General features: G+C 75.5%; 15 protein-coding genes. 4 read left to right on the top strand and 11 right to left on the bottom strand.

What is annotated here, in order from left to right:
* Positions 1-54: 54 nt before the first annotated feature.
* Complete coding sequence (locus AYX06_RS01355; protein WP_062733696.1) at positions 55-762, top strand: AfsR/SARP family transcriptional regulator; 708 nt, start codon at positions 55-57, stop codon at positions 760-762.
* A gap of 134 nt (positions 763-896) precedes the next feature.
* On the opposite strand, the gene AYX06_RS01350 is transcribed toward AYX06_RS01355, so the two are convergent.
* Positions 897-2,291, bottom strand: coding sequence for an aldehyde dehydrogenase family protein (locus AYX06_RS01350; RefSeq protein WP_062733694.1), 1,395 nt, complete (start codon positions 2,289-2,291; stop codon positions 897-899).
* A 222-nt stretch (positions 2,292-2,513) separates the two neighbouring features.
* Here AYX06_RS01350 and AYX06_RS01345 point away from each other — a divergent pair, with 222 nt between their 5' ends.
* The 3 genes from AYX06_RS01345 to AYX06_RS01335 all read left to right on the top strand — a co-directional run bounded on the left by AYX06_RS01345 (position 2,514) and on the right by AYX06_RS01335 (position 5,127).
* The gene (locus AYX06_RS01345) at positions 2,514-3,215 is read left to right on the top strand and encodes an SDR family oxidoreductase (RefSeq protein WP_062733690.1); all 702 of its coding nucleotides are present in this window, start codon (positions 2,514-2,516) and stop codon (positions 3,213-3,215) included.
* Positions 3,216-3,402: 187 nt separating this feature from the next.
* Positions 3,403-4,077 carry a hypothetical protein gene (locus AYX06_RS01340; protein ID WP_062733688.1) on the top strand — a complete coding sequence of 225 codons (675 nt, stop codon included), beginning with the start codon at positions 3,403-3,405 and terminating at the stop codon, positions 4,075-4,077.
* 159 nt (positions 4,078-4,236) lie between these two features.
* The gene (locus AYX06_RS01335; protein ID WP_062736814.1) at positions 4,237-5,127 is read left to right on the top strand and encodes an oxygenase MpaB family protein; all 891 of its coding nucleotides are present in this window, start codon (positions 4,237-4,239) and stop codon (positions 5,125-5,127) included.
* Between the two features lie 145 nt (positions 5,128-5,272).
* Here AYX06_RS01335 and AYX06_RS01330 read toward each other — a convergent pair whose 3' ends face one another.
* From AYX06_RS01330 to AYX06_RS01285, 10 genes are all read right to left on the bottom strand, one after another.
* Positions 5,273-7,033, bottom strand: a complete 1,761-nt coding sequence (locus AYX06_RS01330; RefSeq protein ID WP_062733687.1) for a glycosyltransferase — start codon at positions 7,031-7,033, stop codon at positions 5,273-5,275.
* Between the two features lie 100 nt (positions 7,034-7,133).
* Positions 7,134-8,165 carry an LCP family protein gene (locus tag AYX06_RS01325; protein ID WP_062733686.1) on the bottom strand — a complete coding sequence of 344 codons (1,032 nt, stop codon included), beginning with the start codon at positions 8,163-8,165 and terminating at the stop codon, positions 7,134-7,136.
* A gap of 122 nt (positions 8,166-8,287) precedes the next feature.
* Complete coding sequence (locus AYX06_RS01320) at positions 8,288-9,355, bottom strand: lipoate--protein ligase family protein (RefSeq protein ID WP_062733685.1); 1,068 nt, start codon at positions 9,353-9,355, stop codon at positions 8,288-8,290.
* Positions 9,356-9,523: 168 nt separating this feature from the next.
* Positions 9,524-9,784, bottom strand: coding sequence for a type B 50S ribosomal protein L31 (locus tag AYX06_RS01315; RefSeq protein WP_047802707.1), 261 nt, complete (start codon positions 9,782-9,784; stop codon positions 9,524-9,526).
* A 232-nt stretch (positions 9,785-10,016) separates the two neighbouring features.
* The gene (locus AYX06_RS01310) at positions 10,017-10,571 is read right to left on the bottom strand and encodes an AMIN-like domain-containing (lipo)protein (protein ID WP_062733682.1); all 555 of its coding nucleotides are present in this window, start codon (positions 10,569-10,571) and stop codon (positions 10,017-10,019) included.
* A 154-nt stretch (positions 10,572-10,725) separates the two neighbouring features.
* Positions 10,726-11,547: a TrmH family RNA methyltransferase gene (locus tag AYX06_RS01305; RefSeq protein WP_084271379.1), complete on the bottom strand. Its 822-nt coding sequence runs from the start codon at positions 11,545-11,547 to the stop codon at positions 10,726-10,728.
* A gap of 86 nt (positions 11,548-11,633) precedes the next feature.
* On the bottom strand, positions 11,634-12,503 hold the full coding sequence (locus AYX06_RS01300) for a sulfite exporter TauE/SafE family protein (RefSeq protein ID WP_232319364.1): 870 nt from the start codon (positions 12,501-12,503) through the stop codon (positions 11,634-11,636).
* A 9-nt stretch (positions 12,504-12,512) separates the two neighbouring features.
* Positions 12,513-13,298: an ABC transporter ATP-binding protein gene (locus AYX06_RS01295; RefSeq protein ID WP_084271378.1), complete on the bottom strand. Its 786-nt coding sequence runs from the start codon at positions 13,296-13,298 to the stop codon at positions 12,513-12,515.
* Between the two features lie 60 nt (positions 13,299-13,358).
* Positions 13,359-14,276: an enoyl-CoA hydratase/isomerase family protein gene (locus AYX06_RS01290; protein WP_062733680.1), complete on the bottom strand. Its 918-nt coding sequence runs from the start codon at positions 14,274-14,276 to the stop codon at positions 13,359-13,361.
* Positions 14,273-15,508 (bottom strand): CaiB/BaiF CoA transferase family protein, encoded by a 1,236-nt coding sequence (locus AYX06_RS01285; protein ID WP_062733677.1) that lies wholly within the window; start codon positions 15,506-15,508, stop codon positions 14,273-14,275. Before AYX06_RS01285 ends, AYX06_RS01290 begins: the two co-directional genes overlap by 4 nt.
* Positions 15,509-15,531: the final 23 nt, after the last annotated feature.

Below are 15,531 nucleotides of genomic sequence, written 5' to 3'. Positions count from 1 at the left end.
GCGGTGAACCCACGGCGCGGACATCGCGCCTGGTCAGGCGGGGGGAGACGGCTCATGGGCGAGCGGGGGACGATCGCGCTGCGGCTGCTGGGGAGCTGGGACGCCACCGTGCGGGGCACCCGGGTGCAGACGGGGTCTCGGCAGCAGCGGCTGCTGGCGGCCCTGGCGATCCACGGCCCCCGCTCCCGGGCCTACCTCGCCGGACTGCTGTGGCCGGAGGTGCCGGAGGACCATGCGCTGGGCAATCTGCGGGCGGCCGTCTTCGCGCTCTCCCGCCGCCTGCCGGGGTCGGTGGTGTGCCAGGGAGGCGTCCTGGCGCTGGCCGAGTCGGTGGACGTGGACCTGCACCGCCTGCTCGAGCTGGTGGTGCGCCCGGTGGCCGCCTGGTCCGTGGCCCGGGACGACGCGTGGGTGCTGGACCGCCCCGGGGTGGCGCTGCTGCCGGGCTGGTACGACGACTGGGTCCTCGCCGAGCAGGCGCGGCTGCAGGAGCTCTACGTCAACGCCGTGGAGGAGCGGGCCGAGTTCTGCCTCGCCCACGGCGACGTCCACCGCGCCCTGGCCCTGGCCCGCACCGTCCGTGACGCCGCTCCCCTGCGGGAGAGCGCCGTGTGCCTGCTGATCCGCGCGCATTTGGGTCTGGGCAACGGGACCGAGGCGCGGCGGACGTTCGAGGACTTCCGCGCGCTGGTGGCGCGGGAGCTGGGCGAGCAGCCCTCCGAGCGCGTCCGCGGGCTGCTCCAGCCGCTGCGCCGGGGCTGACACCCCGCCGCGGCGGTTCTCCGAGGGAAGCGGGGCGCCGGAGTTCCGGGGCCCCGGAGGCGTCCGCGCCCCGGGACGTCCCGCAGGGCGTGCCGCGGCAGTTCCCGGCCCCGGGGCCGGGAACTGCCTCGGGCTCAGCCGCGGGTCGGGGGCATCTCGACGTGCACGACCTTCACCTGGGTCATCTCGTCCAGCAGCTCCGGCCCGTAGCCGAAGCCCGCGCCGCTGGCCCGCCGCGGCTGCGCGGCACCGCCCGGGGCGCCGCCGAAGACGTTGTTGACCTTCAGCGTGCCGACCGGCAGCTCCGCCACGGCCTGCTGGGCATGGGCGATCCGGCCGGTCAGGACGGTCGCGGCCAGCCCGTAGCGGTCGGCCGCGGCCAGCCGCAGGCCCTCCGCGAAGCTGTCCACCACCTGGACGGGGGCCACGGGCCCGAAGGTCTCCTCCGCCATGACGGTCATCCCCGGGGCGCACTCGGCCAGCACGGTGGCGGGGTAGAAGGCGCCGGGTCCCTCGGGCACCCGCGCGCCCTCCAGCACGACGGCGCCCGCGGCGACGCTGTCGGCGACCTGGCGGTGGACCTCCTCCCGCATCCGCTCGTCGACCAGCGGGGCGAGCGAGCCCTCGGCGTTGCGCCGGCGCGCCTGCTCGGCGAGGGCCGCCAGGAAGGGCTCGGCCACGGCGCGGTGGACGTAGATCCGCTCGACCGCCACGCAGATCTGCCCCACGTTGGCGAACGCCCCCAGGGCCGCCTGCTCGGCGGCCCAGCCGGGGTCGACGTCGTCGTCGACCACGAGGGCGTCGTTGCCGCCGTTCTCGCGGATCACGTGGGCGCCGGTCCCCACGGCGGCGCGGGCGATGGCCTCCCCGGTGGCGGTGGATCCGACGTGGGCCAGGACGTCGACGTCGGGCAGACCCGTGAGCAGCTCGCCGACGGCCGCCCCGCCGCTGACGGTGCCCAGCACCCCGGCGGGCAGGGCCTCGGCGAGGATCTCCCCGAGCCGGGCACCGACGTGCGGGCAGCGCTCGCTGGGCTTGTGCACCACGGTGTTGCCCGAGACCAGCGCGGCCCCGAGCAGGCCCGCGGCCACGGCGACCGGGTCGTTCCAGGGGGTCAGGGCGACGACGACGCCGCGCGGCTCGGCCACGGTGTAGTCCGACGCCAGCACGTCGCCGCGCAGGCTGCGGCCCCGGTGCACGGGACCCAGCTCGGCGTACTGGTAGAGGGTGCCGATCCCGGCCTGGACCCCGCCGAGGGCCTCCTCGAAGGGCTTGCCGGTCTCGCGGGTGTTGAGCTCGGCGAGCTCCCGGGCGTGCTCGGCCAGGCGGTCCGCGGCCGCTCGCAGGGCCCTGCCCCGCTGCTCCGGGGCCGTGCGCGCCCAGTCCCGGGCGGCGGCGTGCGCGGCGGCGACCGCGGCGCGGACCTCGTCCTCGGTGGCCGCGGCCACGGTGCCCACCACGGACCCGTCCCGCGGGTCCAGCACGGTGAGCTCGGTGGTCGGGTCGGTGGTGGGTGCTGCGGTGGTCATGGATCTCCTGTTCCGTCGGGCGGACGCCCTCCGGCCGCGAAGGAGCCGGGAGGTCCGGGGCTGTCCCGATGAGCATACTTACCGATGGCCCCGGACCGGATACGGTAGCAGTGACCAGGCCGCCGCACCCGCGGGGGCCTGCCCCCTGTTCCGACGAGGAGCAGCACGTCCGCCCGCGGCGCCGTCCGCGGGCGGGGCAGTGCCCAGCAGAGAGGAAGTTGCATGAGTTTCCAGCCCACCAACCCCGGTCGCGTCCTGATCACCGGCGGTGCCTCCGGGCTCGGCGCCGCGGTGGCCGAGTCGGTCCGCGACAACGGCGGCACCCCCATCGTCCTGGACCGCGACATCAGCGCGCTGAGCGGCGTGACCGCCTACGAGGTCGACGTCGCCGACACCGCCGCCGTCACCGCGGCGGTCCAGCGGGCCGTGCAGGAGGCCGGGGGCCTGGACGCGGTCGTCACCGCCGCCGGCATCGACCGCTGTGGCCGGCTCGAGGACGTGGAGACCGCCGAGTGGGAGAAGGTCGTCCAGGTCAACCTCTTCGGCACGGTCTCCACCGTGCGGGCGGCGCTGCCCGCGCTGCGGGAGTCGCGCGGACGGGTGATCACGGTCGCCTCGACCCTGGCGCTGAAGGGCGTCTCGGACGCCACCGCCTACTGCGCGTCCAAGTTCGGGGTGCTCGGCTTCAGCCAGGCCCTGGCCGCCGAGCTCAAGGGCGAGGTGGGCGTCACCCAGCTCATCCCGGGCGGCATGAAGACCCGGTTCTTCGACGACCGCGACGAGCAGTACAAGCCCCAGGACGACTCCCAGCTCAACGACCCGGAGAACGTGGCGAACGCGGTCCTGTTCGCCCTCGCCCAGCCGGCCGGCTGCGAAATCCGCGAGCTGTTCATCGCCCACGCCGAGGAGGGCTCCTGGCCGTGACCGGCTGAGCCGGTGCGGCGGCCGCCCGGGGCCGGGGACGAGCGCCCCGGTCCCGGGCGGCTGCCGTATCACCGCTGATGAGACGGCGGTTGTCCCCACAACCGGCCACAGATTCCACGGCGCGGCGGATGCATGCGCATCTAGAATGGGGTCATTCCCCGTCCCGGCAGAAAGGCCCGATCCCACCGTGGACACCCCCCTCGTCACCGCGGTGGCAGGCCTGCCGCGCGTCGTGCGCTGCCTCGACGCCCACGGGCGCCCCGTGAGCCTGTCCGCGCGCACCCTCAGCAGGTCCTCCACCCAGCTGCAGGACCTGCTCCGCAGGGCCTACACGGGCGTCCGCGGCGACGCGCCCACCGAGGAGCTGACGGTGTCCTTCCTGGAGGAACAGGACGGGAGCCTGCAGCTGGAGTACCTGGTGGTCGACCGCGCCCGGCCCCGCCGCGGGGTCCGCGGCCGGCGCCGCGCCCGGGGCCGCGCGCGGGACAGCCAGACCGCGCTGACGCAGGCGGCGCTCGTCGTGGCCGGCGCCGTGGACACCCTCGGTGCCCTCTCCGCCGCGACCGCGGCGCGGTGGACCGACAGCGACAACCCGGACTTCGCCGACCTCGTGCTCGACGGCGTGCGCACCGTCCGGGTGCCCGCCGCCGTGCGCACCCTGCTCCGCGACGAGACCGCGCTGGAGCTGCTGCGGGGAGTGCTGGCCATGTTCCTGGACGACGACGTGGAACGGGTCGTGATCGGCAGGGACCCGGAACTGCAGGGCCGCTACCACGAGTCGGTCGTCTCCCGCTCCCCCGCCCTGCTGCGCTTCCTGCAGGGCGCGCCGCCGCTCGTCGGCGCGGACCCGGAACGGAGCTGACCTCCCGCCCGGCCGCGCGGGGCCGGACCCGCCGGTGGTGGGCCGCTCCCTCTCGTCCTGCCGGGTGCGCGCCCGGGTCCGGCCCGCCGGGTGTCGGAGCCGGGGCGCATACTGGGGCCGAGGCACCGCACGGGACGGGAGGACGCGCACGTGGGACTGATGGCGCCGCTGCAGGAGCGGCTGCGGACCACCTTCGCGGGCCAGGCGGAGGGCATCCCCGCGTGGGAGCTGGCGCTGGCCGACGGCGAGGACGGCGGCCACTTCCGGCCGGACTCGGCGGTGTGGGCGGTGCACGGCTCCATGGCCACCATCCCGGCCGGAGTGCGCGCGCTGCTCACCCAGGCGCTGCACCCGGGGGCGCTGGCGGGCGTGGTGGAGCACTCCGACTACCGGCGGGACCCGCTGGGACGCCTGACGGGGGCCATCCGCTGGATCTTCACCGTCACCTACGGGGACACGGCGGCCGCGCAGCGCGCCTCCGCCCACGTGCGGAGGCTGCACGAGAGCGTGCGCGGCACCTACACCGGGGCCGACGGCGTCCGGCGGGCCTACTGCGCCAACGACCCCGACCTCACCGAGTGGGTGCACCTGGCGTTCACGGACGCGTTCCTGCGCTCCCACCAGCGGTGGGGCGGGCCGATCCCGGGCGGCCCGGACGCCTACGTGCGGGAGTGGGCGGTGGCCGGCCGGCTGATGGGCGTGGTCGACCCGCCGCGCTCCGAGGCGGCGCTCGAGGACCGGATGCGCGCGTTCGGCCCCCGGCTCGCGGGCGGACCCCGGGTGGACGACGTCGTGGGATTCCTGCGCCGCCCGCCCCTGGACCCCCTGCTGCTGCCGGGCTACCGGGCGCTGTTCGCGGCCGTCGTCGACTCCCTGCCCGAGGAGCGGCTGGCCCTGCTCGGCCTGCGCCGTCCCCGGCTGGGCCCCGTCCCCCTGCCCACCCGGGGTGCCGCCGGGCTCACCCTCGCGGTCGTCGGCCGGGCCCTCGGGGAGACCGGACCGAGCGAGGCCGCCGCCCGGCGGCGGCTCCGGCGCCTGGGCCTGCTCTGAGGGGACGGGGTCCGGTCGGAGGACTGCGCCCCGCCAGGGCCCTCTCCGAGGCACCGGCTCCGGCGTCGGCCCCGCGGCCCGCCGCCCCGCCGGTGCACCGGAGCGCCGCCCGCGCCGTCGTCCTGCCGGTGACCCGGACCGTGGCTCAGGCCGTGGCCTCCTGCGGCCCGGCCCGGCCGGTCAGGTGGTCGTAGACCTCGGCGGCGTCGGCCGCCACGGCCTGCCAGGTCCGGGCCGGGACCGCCCGGCGCCGGGCCTCCCCGCCCAGGCACCGGCGCACCGCCGGAGACTCGAGCATCATCTGCAGGACCGTGGCGAGGGTCGCCGGGTCCCCCGCCGGGGTCAGCAGACCGGTGATCCCGTCGGCCACCGTCTCGGCGAGCACCGGCAGCCGGGAGGCGACCACCGGGGTGCCGGTGGCCAGTGCCTCCACGGCCGCGGTCGGGACCGCGGAGCGGGTGACGGGCTCGTCCCGGCGCGGGACCACGAACACGTCGAAGGCCTGGTGGTGGAGCAGCACCTCCTCGTCGGTGAGCCGCCCGGGAAACCGCACCCGCCCGGCCGGCCCCAGCCGCCGGGCCAGCGCCTCCAGCTCCGCCCGGGCGGGGCCGTCGCCGACGATCACCACGAGCAGCTCGGGGACCCGGTCGGCCACCAGCGCCGCGGCGCGCAGCAGGTCGTCGAGCCCCTCGCGCTCGACCAGGGCCGCGACGGCGCCCACGACCGGGACGGACTCGGGCAGCCCGAGGATCCTGCGGGCCTCCTGCCGGGGGCGCGGCTCGGCGAGGTAGGGCCCGTCCACGGCCGGGGGCGCGACACGGGCCGGCACCGGGCCGGTCGGCAGGGCGCGCGTGAGCTCCTGGACCCGGTCCTGCATGGCGCGGCTCGGGACGACCACGTCGTCCGCGGCGGACAGGAGCTCCGCCTCCCGCGCGCAGCCCATCCGGTAGCGCTCGCTCGCGGCGGCCTCGGCGGGACGGGTGGCCGCCCACCGGTCGGCCGGCAGCTCCCCCACCTCGTACACCCACGGGATCCCGAGGGCCTCCGCGACCGCCCGGGTGACGAGGGCGTTGCCGGCGTGGCTGGTGGTGCGCAGCACCGCGGGCCGGGCCCGCAGCGCCAGCTCCAGGAGCGCCTGCGCCTCCTGCTGCAGCCGGCCCGTGGCCGTGCCCCTCCGGTCGGCCGGGAGGATGCGGTGGTAGGCGACGCCGTCCACGGTCCACGCGTCCGCGGCGCGCCGGGCGGCGGAGTCCGGGGACGGGCCGGGGCGGACGACGGCGGTCACGGTCCGGCCCGTGGCCGCGGTCGCGGAGAGCAGGGAGTGGACCCGCGGGGCGCGGCGGTGCGACCGGGCCCCGACGAGCACGTGCAGCACCGAGGCCGGGTCCGGCCGGTAGCCGACCACCGGTGTCAGGGCGGGACGCCAGCCCGAGAGCAGCCGCAGCTCCTCCTCGTAGCGGTGCAGCTGCCGGCGTTCGCGCGCAGTGGCCCGCCCGGCGGACACCGCGCGGCGCAGCCCGACCACCGCCTCGGAGACCCGTCCCACGTGCCGGTGCCGCCGGGCCCGCGTCCCGTCGAGGCCCCGCGTGCCCGGGGGCACGAGGGCGAGGTAGCGGTCCGCCTCGGCCACCCTGCCCGCCGCGAGGGCGAGCTCCGCGAGCTGGTGGGCCGAGCGCGGCGTGGGCCGGGCGCGCCCGGCGCGCCGCAGCCGGGCGTCGAGGTGCCGGTCCATGCTCGGACCCGCGGCCGGGCCGCGTGCCACCGCGGCGCCGGCCTCGGGCCAGGGGCTGCGCAGCAGGACCCGGGCGGCCGGACGGGCGGCGAGGGTGGTCAGCAGACGGGCGGCCGACGGCCTCGGGGGCGCGGTCCCGTCGGCCGGGGGGAAGGGGCGGGGGGTGTGCGGCATGGCTCTCTCGTGGGGGTCAAGAGGGGCCGTCCCGGTCGATCACGGGGCGTGCTGCGGGCGGGGAGGGAGAACCCGCCGGAGCGGGGGATCCGGCGGGACACTACTGATCGTCGGGGCTCAGCGTAGCAAGATATCCGCCCAGATTGTCCTCCGAAATGGCCTCGCCGATGCCGGCCATCGCCTCGAGGTCCGGCACCACCACCGACTGCCCGTCCGGCGACCAGCCGAGGCCCTGCTGCGGGGCGGTGGCCATGTGCAGGCTGCCGGCGGAGAGGCCGACGAGGTCGGGGGCCAGCCCGGTGATCCACCGGGCGTCGAGTCCTTCGCTGACCACCAGGTAGGGCGAGAAGTCGTCGACCACGGCGTGCAGCCGGAGCGGGTTGAGCAGCGTCTGCGGGGCCAGGGCCCGTTCCAGCACCGCCCGGACGTAGGTGCGCTGGTTGGCCACGCGCTGGAAGTCGCCGTCGGCGAAGGCCTTGCGCTCCCGGACGAACTCGAGGGCCCGCTCCCCGTCCATGTGCTCGGGGCCCTGCTCGAAGGTCATGCCCTCGTTGGAGACGAAGTCCTGGGGCACGTCGACCGTGACCCCGCCCAGGGCGTCGGTGAGCGCCTGGAAACCGGCGAAGTCCACCTCGGCGACCTGGTCGACCCGGGAGCCGACGAGCTCCTCGACCGTCTCGACCATCAGGGGCACGCCGCCGATGTCGAGGGCCGCGTTGATCTTGGCCTCCCCGGCCCCGGGGATCGGCACCCAGGTGTCCCGCAGGATCGAGAGCACGTAGGCCTCCCCGCCGTCCTCGGGCAGGTGCACGAGCATGATGGTGTCCGCCCGCTGCCCCTCCACCCCCACGTCGGCCCGTCCCCCGGGCTGGGTGTCGGCGCCCAGCACGAGCACGGTGGTGCCGCGGTCCTGGGCCGAGCCCGCGGCCGGGCGGGTGAATTCGGCCGGGAAGGCGTCCTGCAGGGTCTGCTTCCGGGCGTCGAAGGTCCGCCCGAGGTTCCAGAGGAACAGTGCGGCGGCCAGAGCCAGCACGAGCACGAGGCCCAGCAGCACGAGCAGCGCCCGCCGCACGGGGTGCCGGGGCCGGGGCGGGACCGGCGCGGGGGCGCGGTCGTGGTCGGCGACGGACATGGGCTGCTCCGGGATCGGCGGGGACGGCGGCCGGGGGCGCCGCGCCGGGCGGCGCGTCTCCCCCGCCGCCCATGCTAGGCCCCCGCCGCTGCGGGATCCCTGGGAACGGGGGCCACCGCGGCTCAGGGCACGCGGGTGAGCCACTCCTGGGTGCCGAACTTCGTGCCCACGAGCTCGCGGGCCGCGGCGAGCTCGTCCTCACCGACCGCACCGGGCACGGCCGCGTAGCGCCCGGTGAAGACCTCCATCAGCTTGTCCACGACGTCGGCCCGCGCCATGCCGGTCTGGCGCCGCAGCGGGTCCACGCGCTTCTTCGCCGAGCGGTGGCCCTTGTCCGAGAGCTTCTCCCGGCCGATCCGCAGCACCTCGGTCATCTTCTGGGCGTCGATGTCGTAGCTCATGGTCACGTGGTGGACCATGCCGCCCCCGGCGAAGCGCTTCTGCGCCGCGCCGCCGATCTTGCCGTGCTCCGTGGCGATGTCGTTGAGCGGGACGTAGAAGGCCTCCAGGCCCATCTCCTGGAACGCCTGCATCACCCACTGGTCGAGGAACGGGTAGGACTCCGAGAAGCTGAGCCCGTCCACGAGCGTCTGGGGCAGGTAGAGGGAGTAGGTGATGCAGTTGCCGGCCTCCATGAACATGGCGCCGCCGCCGGACACGCGCCGCACCACCGAGATGCCGTGCCGCCGGGCCCCCTCCGCGTCCACCTCGTTGCGCAGGGACTGGAAGGAGCCGATCACCACGGACGGCTCGTCCCAGTCCCACAGCCGCAGGGCGGGCCGGCGCCGGCCGGCCCCCACCTCCCGGGCCAGCACCTCGTCCAGGGCCAGGTTCTCCACGGTCGGCCGGACCGTGGGCGGGATGACCTCCCACACGTGGTCGTCCCACGTGGTGGCCCGGGCCAGGGCCCGGCGCACCGCCGTGGCGATCGCCTCCGGGGAGAAGCCGAACAGGACGACGTCGTCCGACAGGCCCGCCCGCACGGCTCCGGCGATCTGCTCCGGGGACGCGTCCTCCGCCAGCCCGGTGAGCGCCGCGTTGATGTCCTCGAGGGCCTCGTCGGGCTCCAGGAAGAAGTCCCCGTTGACGGAGACGTCGGCCAGGCGGCCGTCGACGACGCTCAGGTCGGCGACCACGAGCTTGCCTCCCATCACCTTGAACTCCCCGTGCCGCCGCTCGTGCTGCTCCATCCGCGCTCTCCCGTCCTGCGTGCCGCTGGTCCCGGGCCAGCCTACGCCCGGCGGTGCGGAGGGCGCCCGGGGCCCGGCGCGCGAGCCGGACCGGGCACGACGCAGGCCCGGACCGATCCGGTCCGGGCCTGCGTGCGGCGCTGAAGGATCCCGCGTGCGGGACGGGCGTCAGCTGCCGGACTTGCCGAAGTTCTTGAAGCGGGCGTTGAAGCGCTCCACGCGGCCGGCGGAGTCCATGATGCGCTGCTTGCCCGTGTAGAACGGGTGGGACTCCGAGGAGATCTCGACCTCGATGATCGGGTACTCGTTGCCGTCCTCCCACGTCTCGGTCTTCTGCGAGGTGGCGGTGGAACGGGTCAGGATGGTCTTGCCGGAGGCCAGGTCGCGGAAGAGGACCGGGTGGTAGTCCGGGTGGATGTCAGTCTTCATGGGGTTCAAACCTTCTGTCGGTGCCTGGATTTTGCCAGGCACGGTTTCGCTCGGTGGGCGGTGCGCCGTCGTCGTCCGGCCGCGGTCCCGTGGAGCGGACGCGCGCGCGGTCCCGTGCGGGAGGCACCAGCGCTCCAGCCTACCGGATCAGGGCCTCCAGGTCACACGCCGCGTGGTGACGGGACCGGCCGGGGCCGGGCCCGCCACCACCGCCCGCGGGACGGCACTCCGCCTACCACCGGTGGGCGACGTCCACCACGAGCCGGGAGCCCTTCCCCGGGCCGTCGAGCACGAACACGCGGAACGGCAGCCGGGCGCGAACACCCAGGCCGACGGACGTCCTTGCCTCGTAGCTGCCGCCCCACGCCACCTGACGGAAGGTGCGGTAGTCGCGCACGTCCACGAGTTCGGAGCGGTTGCGGAACGTGTAGGTGGCCTCGCCGCTGTCGTCATAGGCGGGGGCGTTGACGGTGATCACCAGGTCCCTCCCGCGCAGGGCGATGGGGTCGCCGGAGCCGATGCCCGTGAACCCCTGGTAGCGGACGTCGTAGCCCCGCAGCCGGCCGTCCAGATCGATCACCAGCCGGTCGAAGCAGGCGTGCTCCCCCGCCCGGACGTCGGTGACATGGGGATAGCGCGGCGTGCTGGCCTCGCCGCTGCGGGCCTTCGCCCCGGATCCCCAGGTGATGCCGCAGTACGGGGCCGCGGCGCTCGCGCTGCTGGGGACGATGAGCCCCAGCCCCATGGCCAGCACCAGTGCCGCCAACCATGAGATCAGCTTCTTCATGACAGACCTTCTCGTTCGTCCGCCCGCCGGCCATCGGCTGCCGCCGCGGTTGTCACAGCGGCCGCGGACGCCTCCAGAATAGTCTTCGCAGATGCCAACGGCGCTGGTGGGACGGCGATCGACACCCGAAGCGTTACGGTCGGCCCCGGCGGCCTCAGCGACCGGGCCGGGTCTCCCAGAACGCCACGGCGGAGGCGGCGGCGACGTTGAGGGAGTCCACGCCGTGGGACATCGGGATCCGCACCGTGAGGTCCGCGTGGTGGACGGTGGCCGCGCTCAGCCCGTCCCCCTCGGTGCCGAGGACCAGGGCGAGCCTCTCGTCGCGGCGGGCGGAGAGCTCCTGCAGGGTGAGGGAGTCGTCGCTCAGCGCGAGCGCCGCGGTGGTGAAGCCCGCGTCCTTGACCCGCTGCAGGTCGGCGGTCCAGTGCTCCAGCCGCGCCCAGGGCACCTGGAACACGGTGCCCATGGACACCCGGATGGCCCGCCGATAGAGGGGGTCGGCGCAGCGGGGGGTGACCAGCACGGCGTCGACGTCCAGCGCGGCGGCCGAGCGGAAGATCGCGCCCACGTTGGTGTGGTCCACGATGTCCTCCAGGATCGCCACCCGCGACGACGTGGCCAGCAGCTGCTCCAGCTCCACCGGCGCGGGCCGCTGCATGGCCGCGAGGGCGCCGCGGTGCAGGTGGAAGCCGGTGATCTGCTCCAGCACCGCGTCGGGGCCGACGTACAGGGGCACGTCCGGGTGGGCGGCGAGCACGTCGGCGAGGTCCTCCAGCCACTTCTCCGCCATGAAGAAGGAGCGGGGCGAGTGGCCGGCGGCCAGCGCCCGGCGCAGCACCTTGGAGGACTCGGCGATGTACATGCCCCGCTCCGGTTCGAGCTTGCGCCGCAGTCCGACGTCGGTCAGCCGGGCGTAGTCGGCCACCCGGGGGTCGTCGGCGGACTCGAGGCGGTGCAGCTGGGGGAAGTCGGTCACGGGGTCTCTCGTCGGCGGCGGCGGGGGGTCGTTCCGATGGTAGCCGGTGCCGGTCCCGGGGCGCCCGCCCGGTGCCGCCCGGGGGCTCAGAGCAGTTCGGAGACCAGGCTCACCAGGGCGACCACGCCCAGCACCACGATGACCGTGCGCAGCGCGACCGGGGAGAGCCGGCGGCCGATCTTGGCGCCGGCCCAGGCCCCCACGGAGGAGCTGAGCGCGATGAGCAGGACCGCCCACCAGTTGATCCGGTCGATGGCGAAGAGGATGTAGGAGGTCGCGGCCACGATGTTGACCACGGCCACGAGCACGACCTTCACCGCGTTGGCCGCCTGCAGGGAGGCCAGCAGGAACACCCCGAGGATGCCCAGCAGGAGCACGCCCTGGGCGGCCACGAAGTAGCCGCCGTAGATCCCGGCCAGGAACACGAGCAGGTACAGGGAGGCCGGCTGCGCGGCGCGGTCCGGGTCGATGGGCCGCGGCGTCTCCCCCCGGGCCTCGGCGGCCGCCCTGGCGGCGGCCGCCTGCGCGTCCTTGCGGCGGCGGACCGCCGCCTGCAGGCGGGGCTGGAGCACCACGAAGCCGAGGGCGACGACGATCAGCACCGGCGCGGCGTAGCCGAACACCTCCTCGGGCAGGTGGAGCAGCAGCCACGCGCCGATCACCCCGCCCAGGGCCGAGGCCGGCACGAGCTTCAGCAGGGTCCGCTCCACGCCCCGGAGCTCCGCGCGGTAGTGCCACGCACCCGTGAGGTTGCCGGCGATCAGGCCCATGGCGTTGGACATGGAGGCGGTCACGGGCGGGACGCCCATGGTCACGAGCACGGGGAAGGTGACCAGGGTGCCCGAGCCCACGATCGTGTTGATCAGCCCGGCGGCGACCCCGGCGAGCAGGATGAGGGCGGCCTGCCACCACTCGAACGGGAAGCCGGCGGCGAGATCGGCGAGCGTCTCCAGCACGACGGGCGGTCAGGAACGGCCGAAGGCGGCGTAGCGGTCGCCCACCTTCACCAGCTTCAGGGGGAGGCCGAAGGTCTCGGAGAGGTTCTTCTGCGTCATCACCGTCCGGACCGGGCCCGCGGCGACCACCCGGCCCTCGCGCAGCAGCAGCGCGTGGGTGAAGGCGTCGGGCACCTCCTCGAGGTGGTGGGTGACCATGACGACGGCAGGGGACGCCGCGTCCCGGGCGAGCTCGTCGAGCCGGGCCACGAGGTCCTCGCGCCCGCCGACGTCCAGGCCCGCCGCCGGCTCGTCGAGCAGCAGCAGCTCCGGGTCGGTCATCAGGGCGCGGGCGATGAGCACGCGCTTGCGCTCGCCCTCGGAGAGCGTGCCGAAGCGGCGCTCGGCCAGCGGCTCGAGCCCCCACGCGGCCATGAGCTCCCGCGCCTGGGCCTCGTCGGCGTCGTCGTAGCTCTCGATCCACCGCCCGGTCACGCCGTAGGCGGCGGTGACCACGCAGTTGAGCACGGTCTCGCCCTCCGGGATCTGGCCGGCGAGGACCGTGGAGCTCAGGCCGATCCGCGGCCGCAGCTCGAAGACGTCGACCGCGCCGAGGATCTCGTCGAGGATGTCGACCATGCCGCGGGTGGGGTGCAGCCGGGCCGCGGCGATGGACAGCAACGTCGTCTTGCCGGCGCCGTTGGGGCCCAGGATGACCCACCGCTCGCCCTCGTTGACGACCCAGTCCACGGAATCCAGCAGGGTCTTCTGCCCGCGGACGACGCTGACGTCCACCATCTCCACCACAGCACTCATACCGGCCACTCTAGGACACGCGGTGCGCCGCCCCGGCGCACCGGCCCGGCGGGGGCGCTGTCAGGAGCGGGCGGCACGGCGCGGCCACCGCCCCCGGACGACCGAGCCGCGGTGCTCCTTCCCCGAGCGGGCCGCGCCGCTGCGGGCGGCCCAGAACTGCTCCCCCGACCAGGCGAAACGCGGTGGCCTCCTGGCCAGGAAGGCCTGCTGCCCGATGCGGGCGTCGGGCCCGTCGAGGACCTGCCGGAAGAGGGCCTCCGAGGTCTCGTCCGCGCCGAGGGTGCCCGGCACGGCGTCGGCGGTGAGCCGGACGAGGTGCTTGTGGGCCTGCATGCTCAGCTGGGAGCGCTGCGCGAGGCCCGTGACGACCTCCGCGAGGGCCGGGTCGAAGTCCTCGTCCGCGACCACGCGCGTGAGCATGCCCCACCGCTGGGCGTCGGCGGCGGTCACCGTGTCGCCGGTGAGCAGCAGGTAGGAGGCCGTGCCGGGGCCCACCAGCCGGACCAGCGCCTCGACGCCGGAGGCGGGGAAGACGATGCCGATGCGGGCCGGGGTGAGCCCGATCCGCAACGAGGCCGAGCCGATGCGCAGGTCACAGGCCCCGGCCAGCATCCAGGCCCCGCCCATGCAGTAGCCCTCCAGCGCGGCGACGGTGGGCTTGTGCACCGCCGCCAGGGCGGTCTCCGCCTCGGTGAGCAGCCCGCCGCGGGGCAGTCCGGTGCCGGGCTCGCCCAGGCACTCGAAGACCTCGGCGATGTCCGCCCCGGCGGAGAAGACGCCGCCGGCGCCGCGGATCCCGATCACGCGGACGCCCGGGTCGGCGTCGAGCTCCCGGAGCAGGCCGGGCAGGGCGGCCCACATGGCCGGGGACAGGGCGTTGCGCCGGTCGGTGCGGTCCAGGACCAGCCACGCCACGGGACCGTCACGCCGCACGTGCACGGTGCCGGCCGGGACCTCGGGCACGGGCTGGGCGGTCATCGCAGGGGCTCCTTCCGCCGGGCGGTCGCGCCGGGTCCGGTGGCCTCGAGCCAGGCGCGCACGGACGCGCCGTGCTGGTCGAGGACCGGCGGGGCCGCGTGGGTCCGCCGGGTGGTCTCGTCCGCGTCGCCGGGGGCGAAGAACCGCACCGCGGGGCCGGGCAGCTCGACGGGCCCGAGGACCTCGTGGTCGACGCCGACGACCAGGCCCTGCGACCGGACCTGCTCCCAGGCGTAGACCTCGTCCAGGGTGCGCACCTTCCCGGCGGGGATGCCGAGCTCGGCCAGCTGCTCCAGCAGCTCCTCGGGACCGTGCGCGGCGAAGACCTCCTCGACCGCGTCGATCACGGCCCGGCGGTTGCGGACGCGGTCGGCGTTGGTCGCGAACCCCGCCCGCTCGGGGTCGATCCCGAAGGCCTGCGCGAAGGTGCGCCACAGCTTCTCGCTGCCCACGCTGATCTGCACCTTCCCGCCGCGGCAGGAGAACAGGCCGTAGGGCGCGATGGAGGGGTGGTGGTTGCCCTGGGCGGCCGGCACCTCGTGGGCGACGGTGGTCCGGGTGCCCTGGAAGGCGTGCACCCCCACCACGGAGGACAGCAGGGAGGTCCGGACCACCTTGCCCTCCCCGGTGCGCTCGCGCTCGTAGAGGGCGGCCAGCGCCCCGCAGGCGCCGTTCATCCCCGCCAGCAGGTCGGCGATCGGCACGCCCACCCGCTGCGGGTCCTCGGGCCCGGACCCGGTCAGCGACATCAGCCCGGCCTCTCCCTGCACGATCTGGTCGTAGCCGCTGCGCCGGGACTCGGGGCCGTCGTGGCCGAACCCGGTGATGGACAGGACGACCAGGCGGGGGTTGAGCCGGTGCAGCTCCTCGACGGAGAAGCCGAGCCGGTCCAGCACCCCGGGCCGGAAGTTCTCCACCAGGACGTCCGCGCGCTCCACGAGCGCCCGGAGCACCTGCACGCCGTCGTCGGACTTGAGGTCCAGGGCGACCGACTCCTTGTTGCGGTTGCAGGACAGGAAGTAGGTGGCCTGCGGGTTCTCGGCGGGGCCCACGAAGGGCGGGCCCCAGCCGCGGGTGTCGTCGCCCGTGCCGGGGTTCTCGATCTTGATCACGCGGGCGCCGAGGTCGCCGAGCATCATGGCCGCGTGCGGGCCGGCGAGGGCGCGGGAGAGGTCGACGACGAGGGTTCCGGTCAGCGGGCCCTCGGCGGTGTCGGTCGTGGTGTCGGGCATCGGGTGTTCCTCCGGGTCGGCTC

Source organism: Kocuria turfanensis, from assembly GCF_001580365.1.
Lineage (GTDB): Bacteria > Actinomycetota > Actinomycetes > Actinomycetales > Micrococcaceae > Kocuria > Kocuria turfanensis.
Note: the sequence above shows the minus strand (reverse complement) of the source record. Positions and strands in the feature narration are given on the sequence as shown.

Bases quoted from the DNA above. Each gene is read 5' to 3' on its own strand.
- AYX06_RS01355 (WP_062733696.1), top strand. From the start codon at position 55: ATGGGCGAGCGGGGGACGATCGCGCTGCGGCTGCTGGGGAGCTGGGAC.
- AYX06_RS01350 (WP_062733694.1), bottom strand. From the start codon at position 2,291: ATGACCACCGCAGCACCCACCACCGACCCGACCACCGAGCTCACCGTG.
- AYX06_RS01345 (WP_062733690.1), top strand. From the start codon at position 2,514: ATGAGTTTCCAGCCCACCAACCCCGGTCGCGTCCTGATCACCGGCGGT.
- AYX06_RS01335 (WP_062736814.1), top strand. From the start codon at position 4,237: ATGGCGCCGCTGCAGGAGCGGCTGCGGACCACCTTCGCGGGCCAGGCG.
- AYX06_RS01330 (WP_062733687.1), bottom strand. From the start codon at position 7,033: ATGCCGCACACCCCCCGCCCCTTCCCCCCGGCCGACGGGACCGCGCCC.
- AYX06_RS01325 (WP_062733686.1), bottom strand. From the start codon at position 8,165: ATGTCCGTCGCCGACCACGACCGCGCCCCCGCGCCGGTCCCGCCCCGG.
- AYX06_RS01320 (WP_062733685.1), bottom strand. From the start codon at position 9,355: ATGGAGCAGCACGAGCGGCGGCACGGGGAGTTCAAGGTGATGGGAGGC.
- AYX06_RS01315 (WP_047802707.1), bottom strand. From the start codon at position 9,784: ATGAAGACTGACATCCACCCGGACTACCACCCGGTCCTCTTCCGCGAC.
- AYX06_RS01310 (WP_062733682.1), bottom strand. From the start codon at position 10,571: ATGAAGAAGCTGATCTCATGGTTGGCGGCACTGGTGCTGGCCATGGGG.
- AYX06_RS01295 (WP_084271378.1), bottom strand. From the start codon at position 13,298: ATGAGTGCTGTGGTGGAGATGGTGGACGTCAGCGTCGTCCGCGGGCAG.
- AYX06_RS01290 (WP_062733680.1), bottom strand. From the start codon at position 14,276: ATGACCGCCCAGCCCGTGCCCGAGGTCCCGGCCGGCACCGTGCACGTG.
- AYX06_RS01285 (WP_062733677.1), bottom strand. From the start codon at position 15,508: ATGCCCGACACCACGACCGACACCGCCGAGGGCCCGCTGACCGGAACC.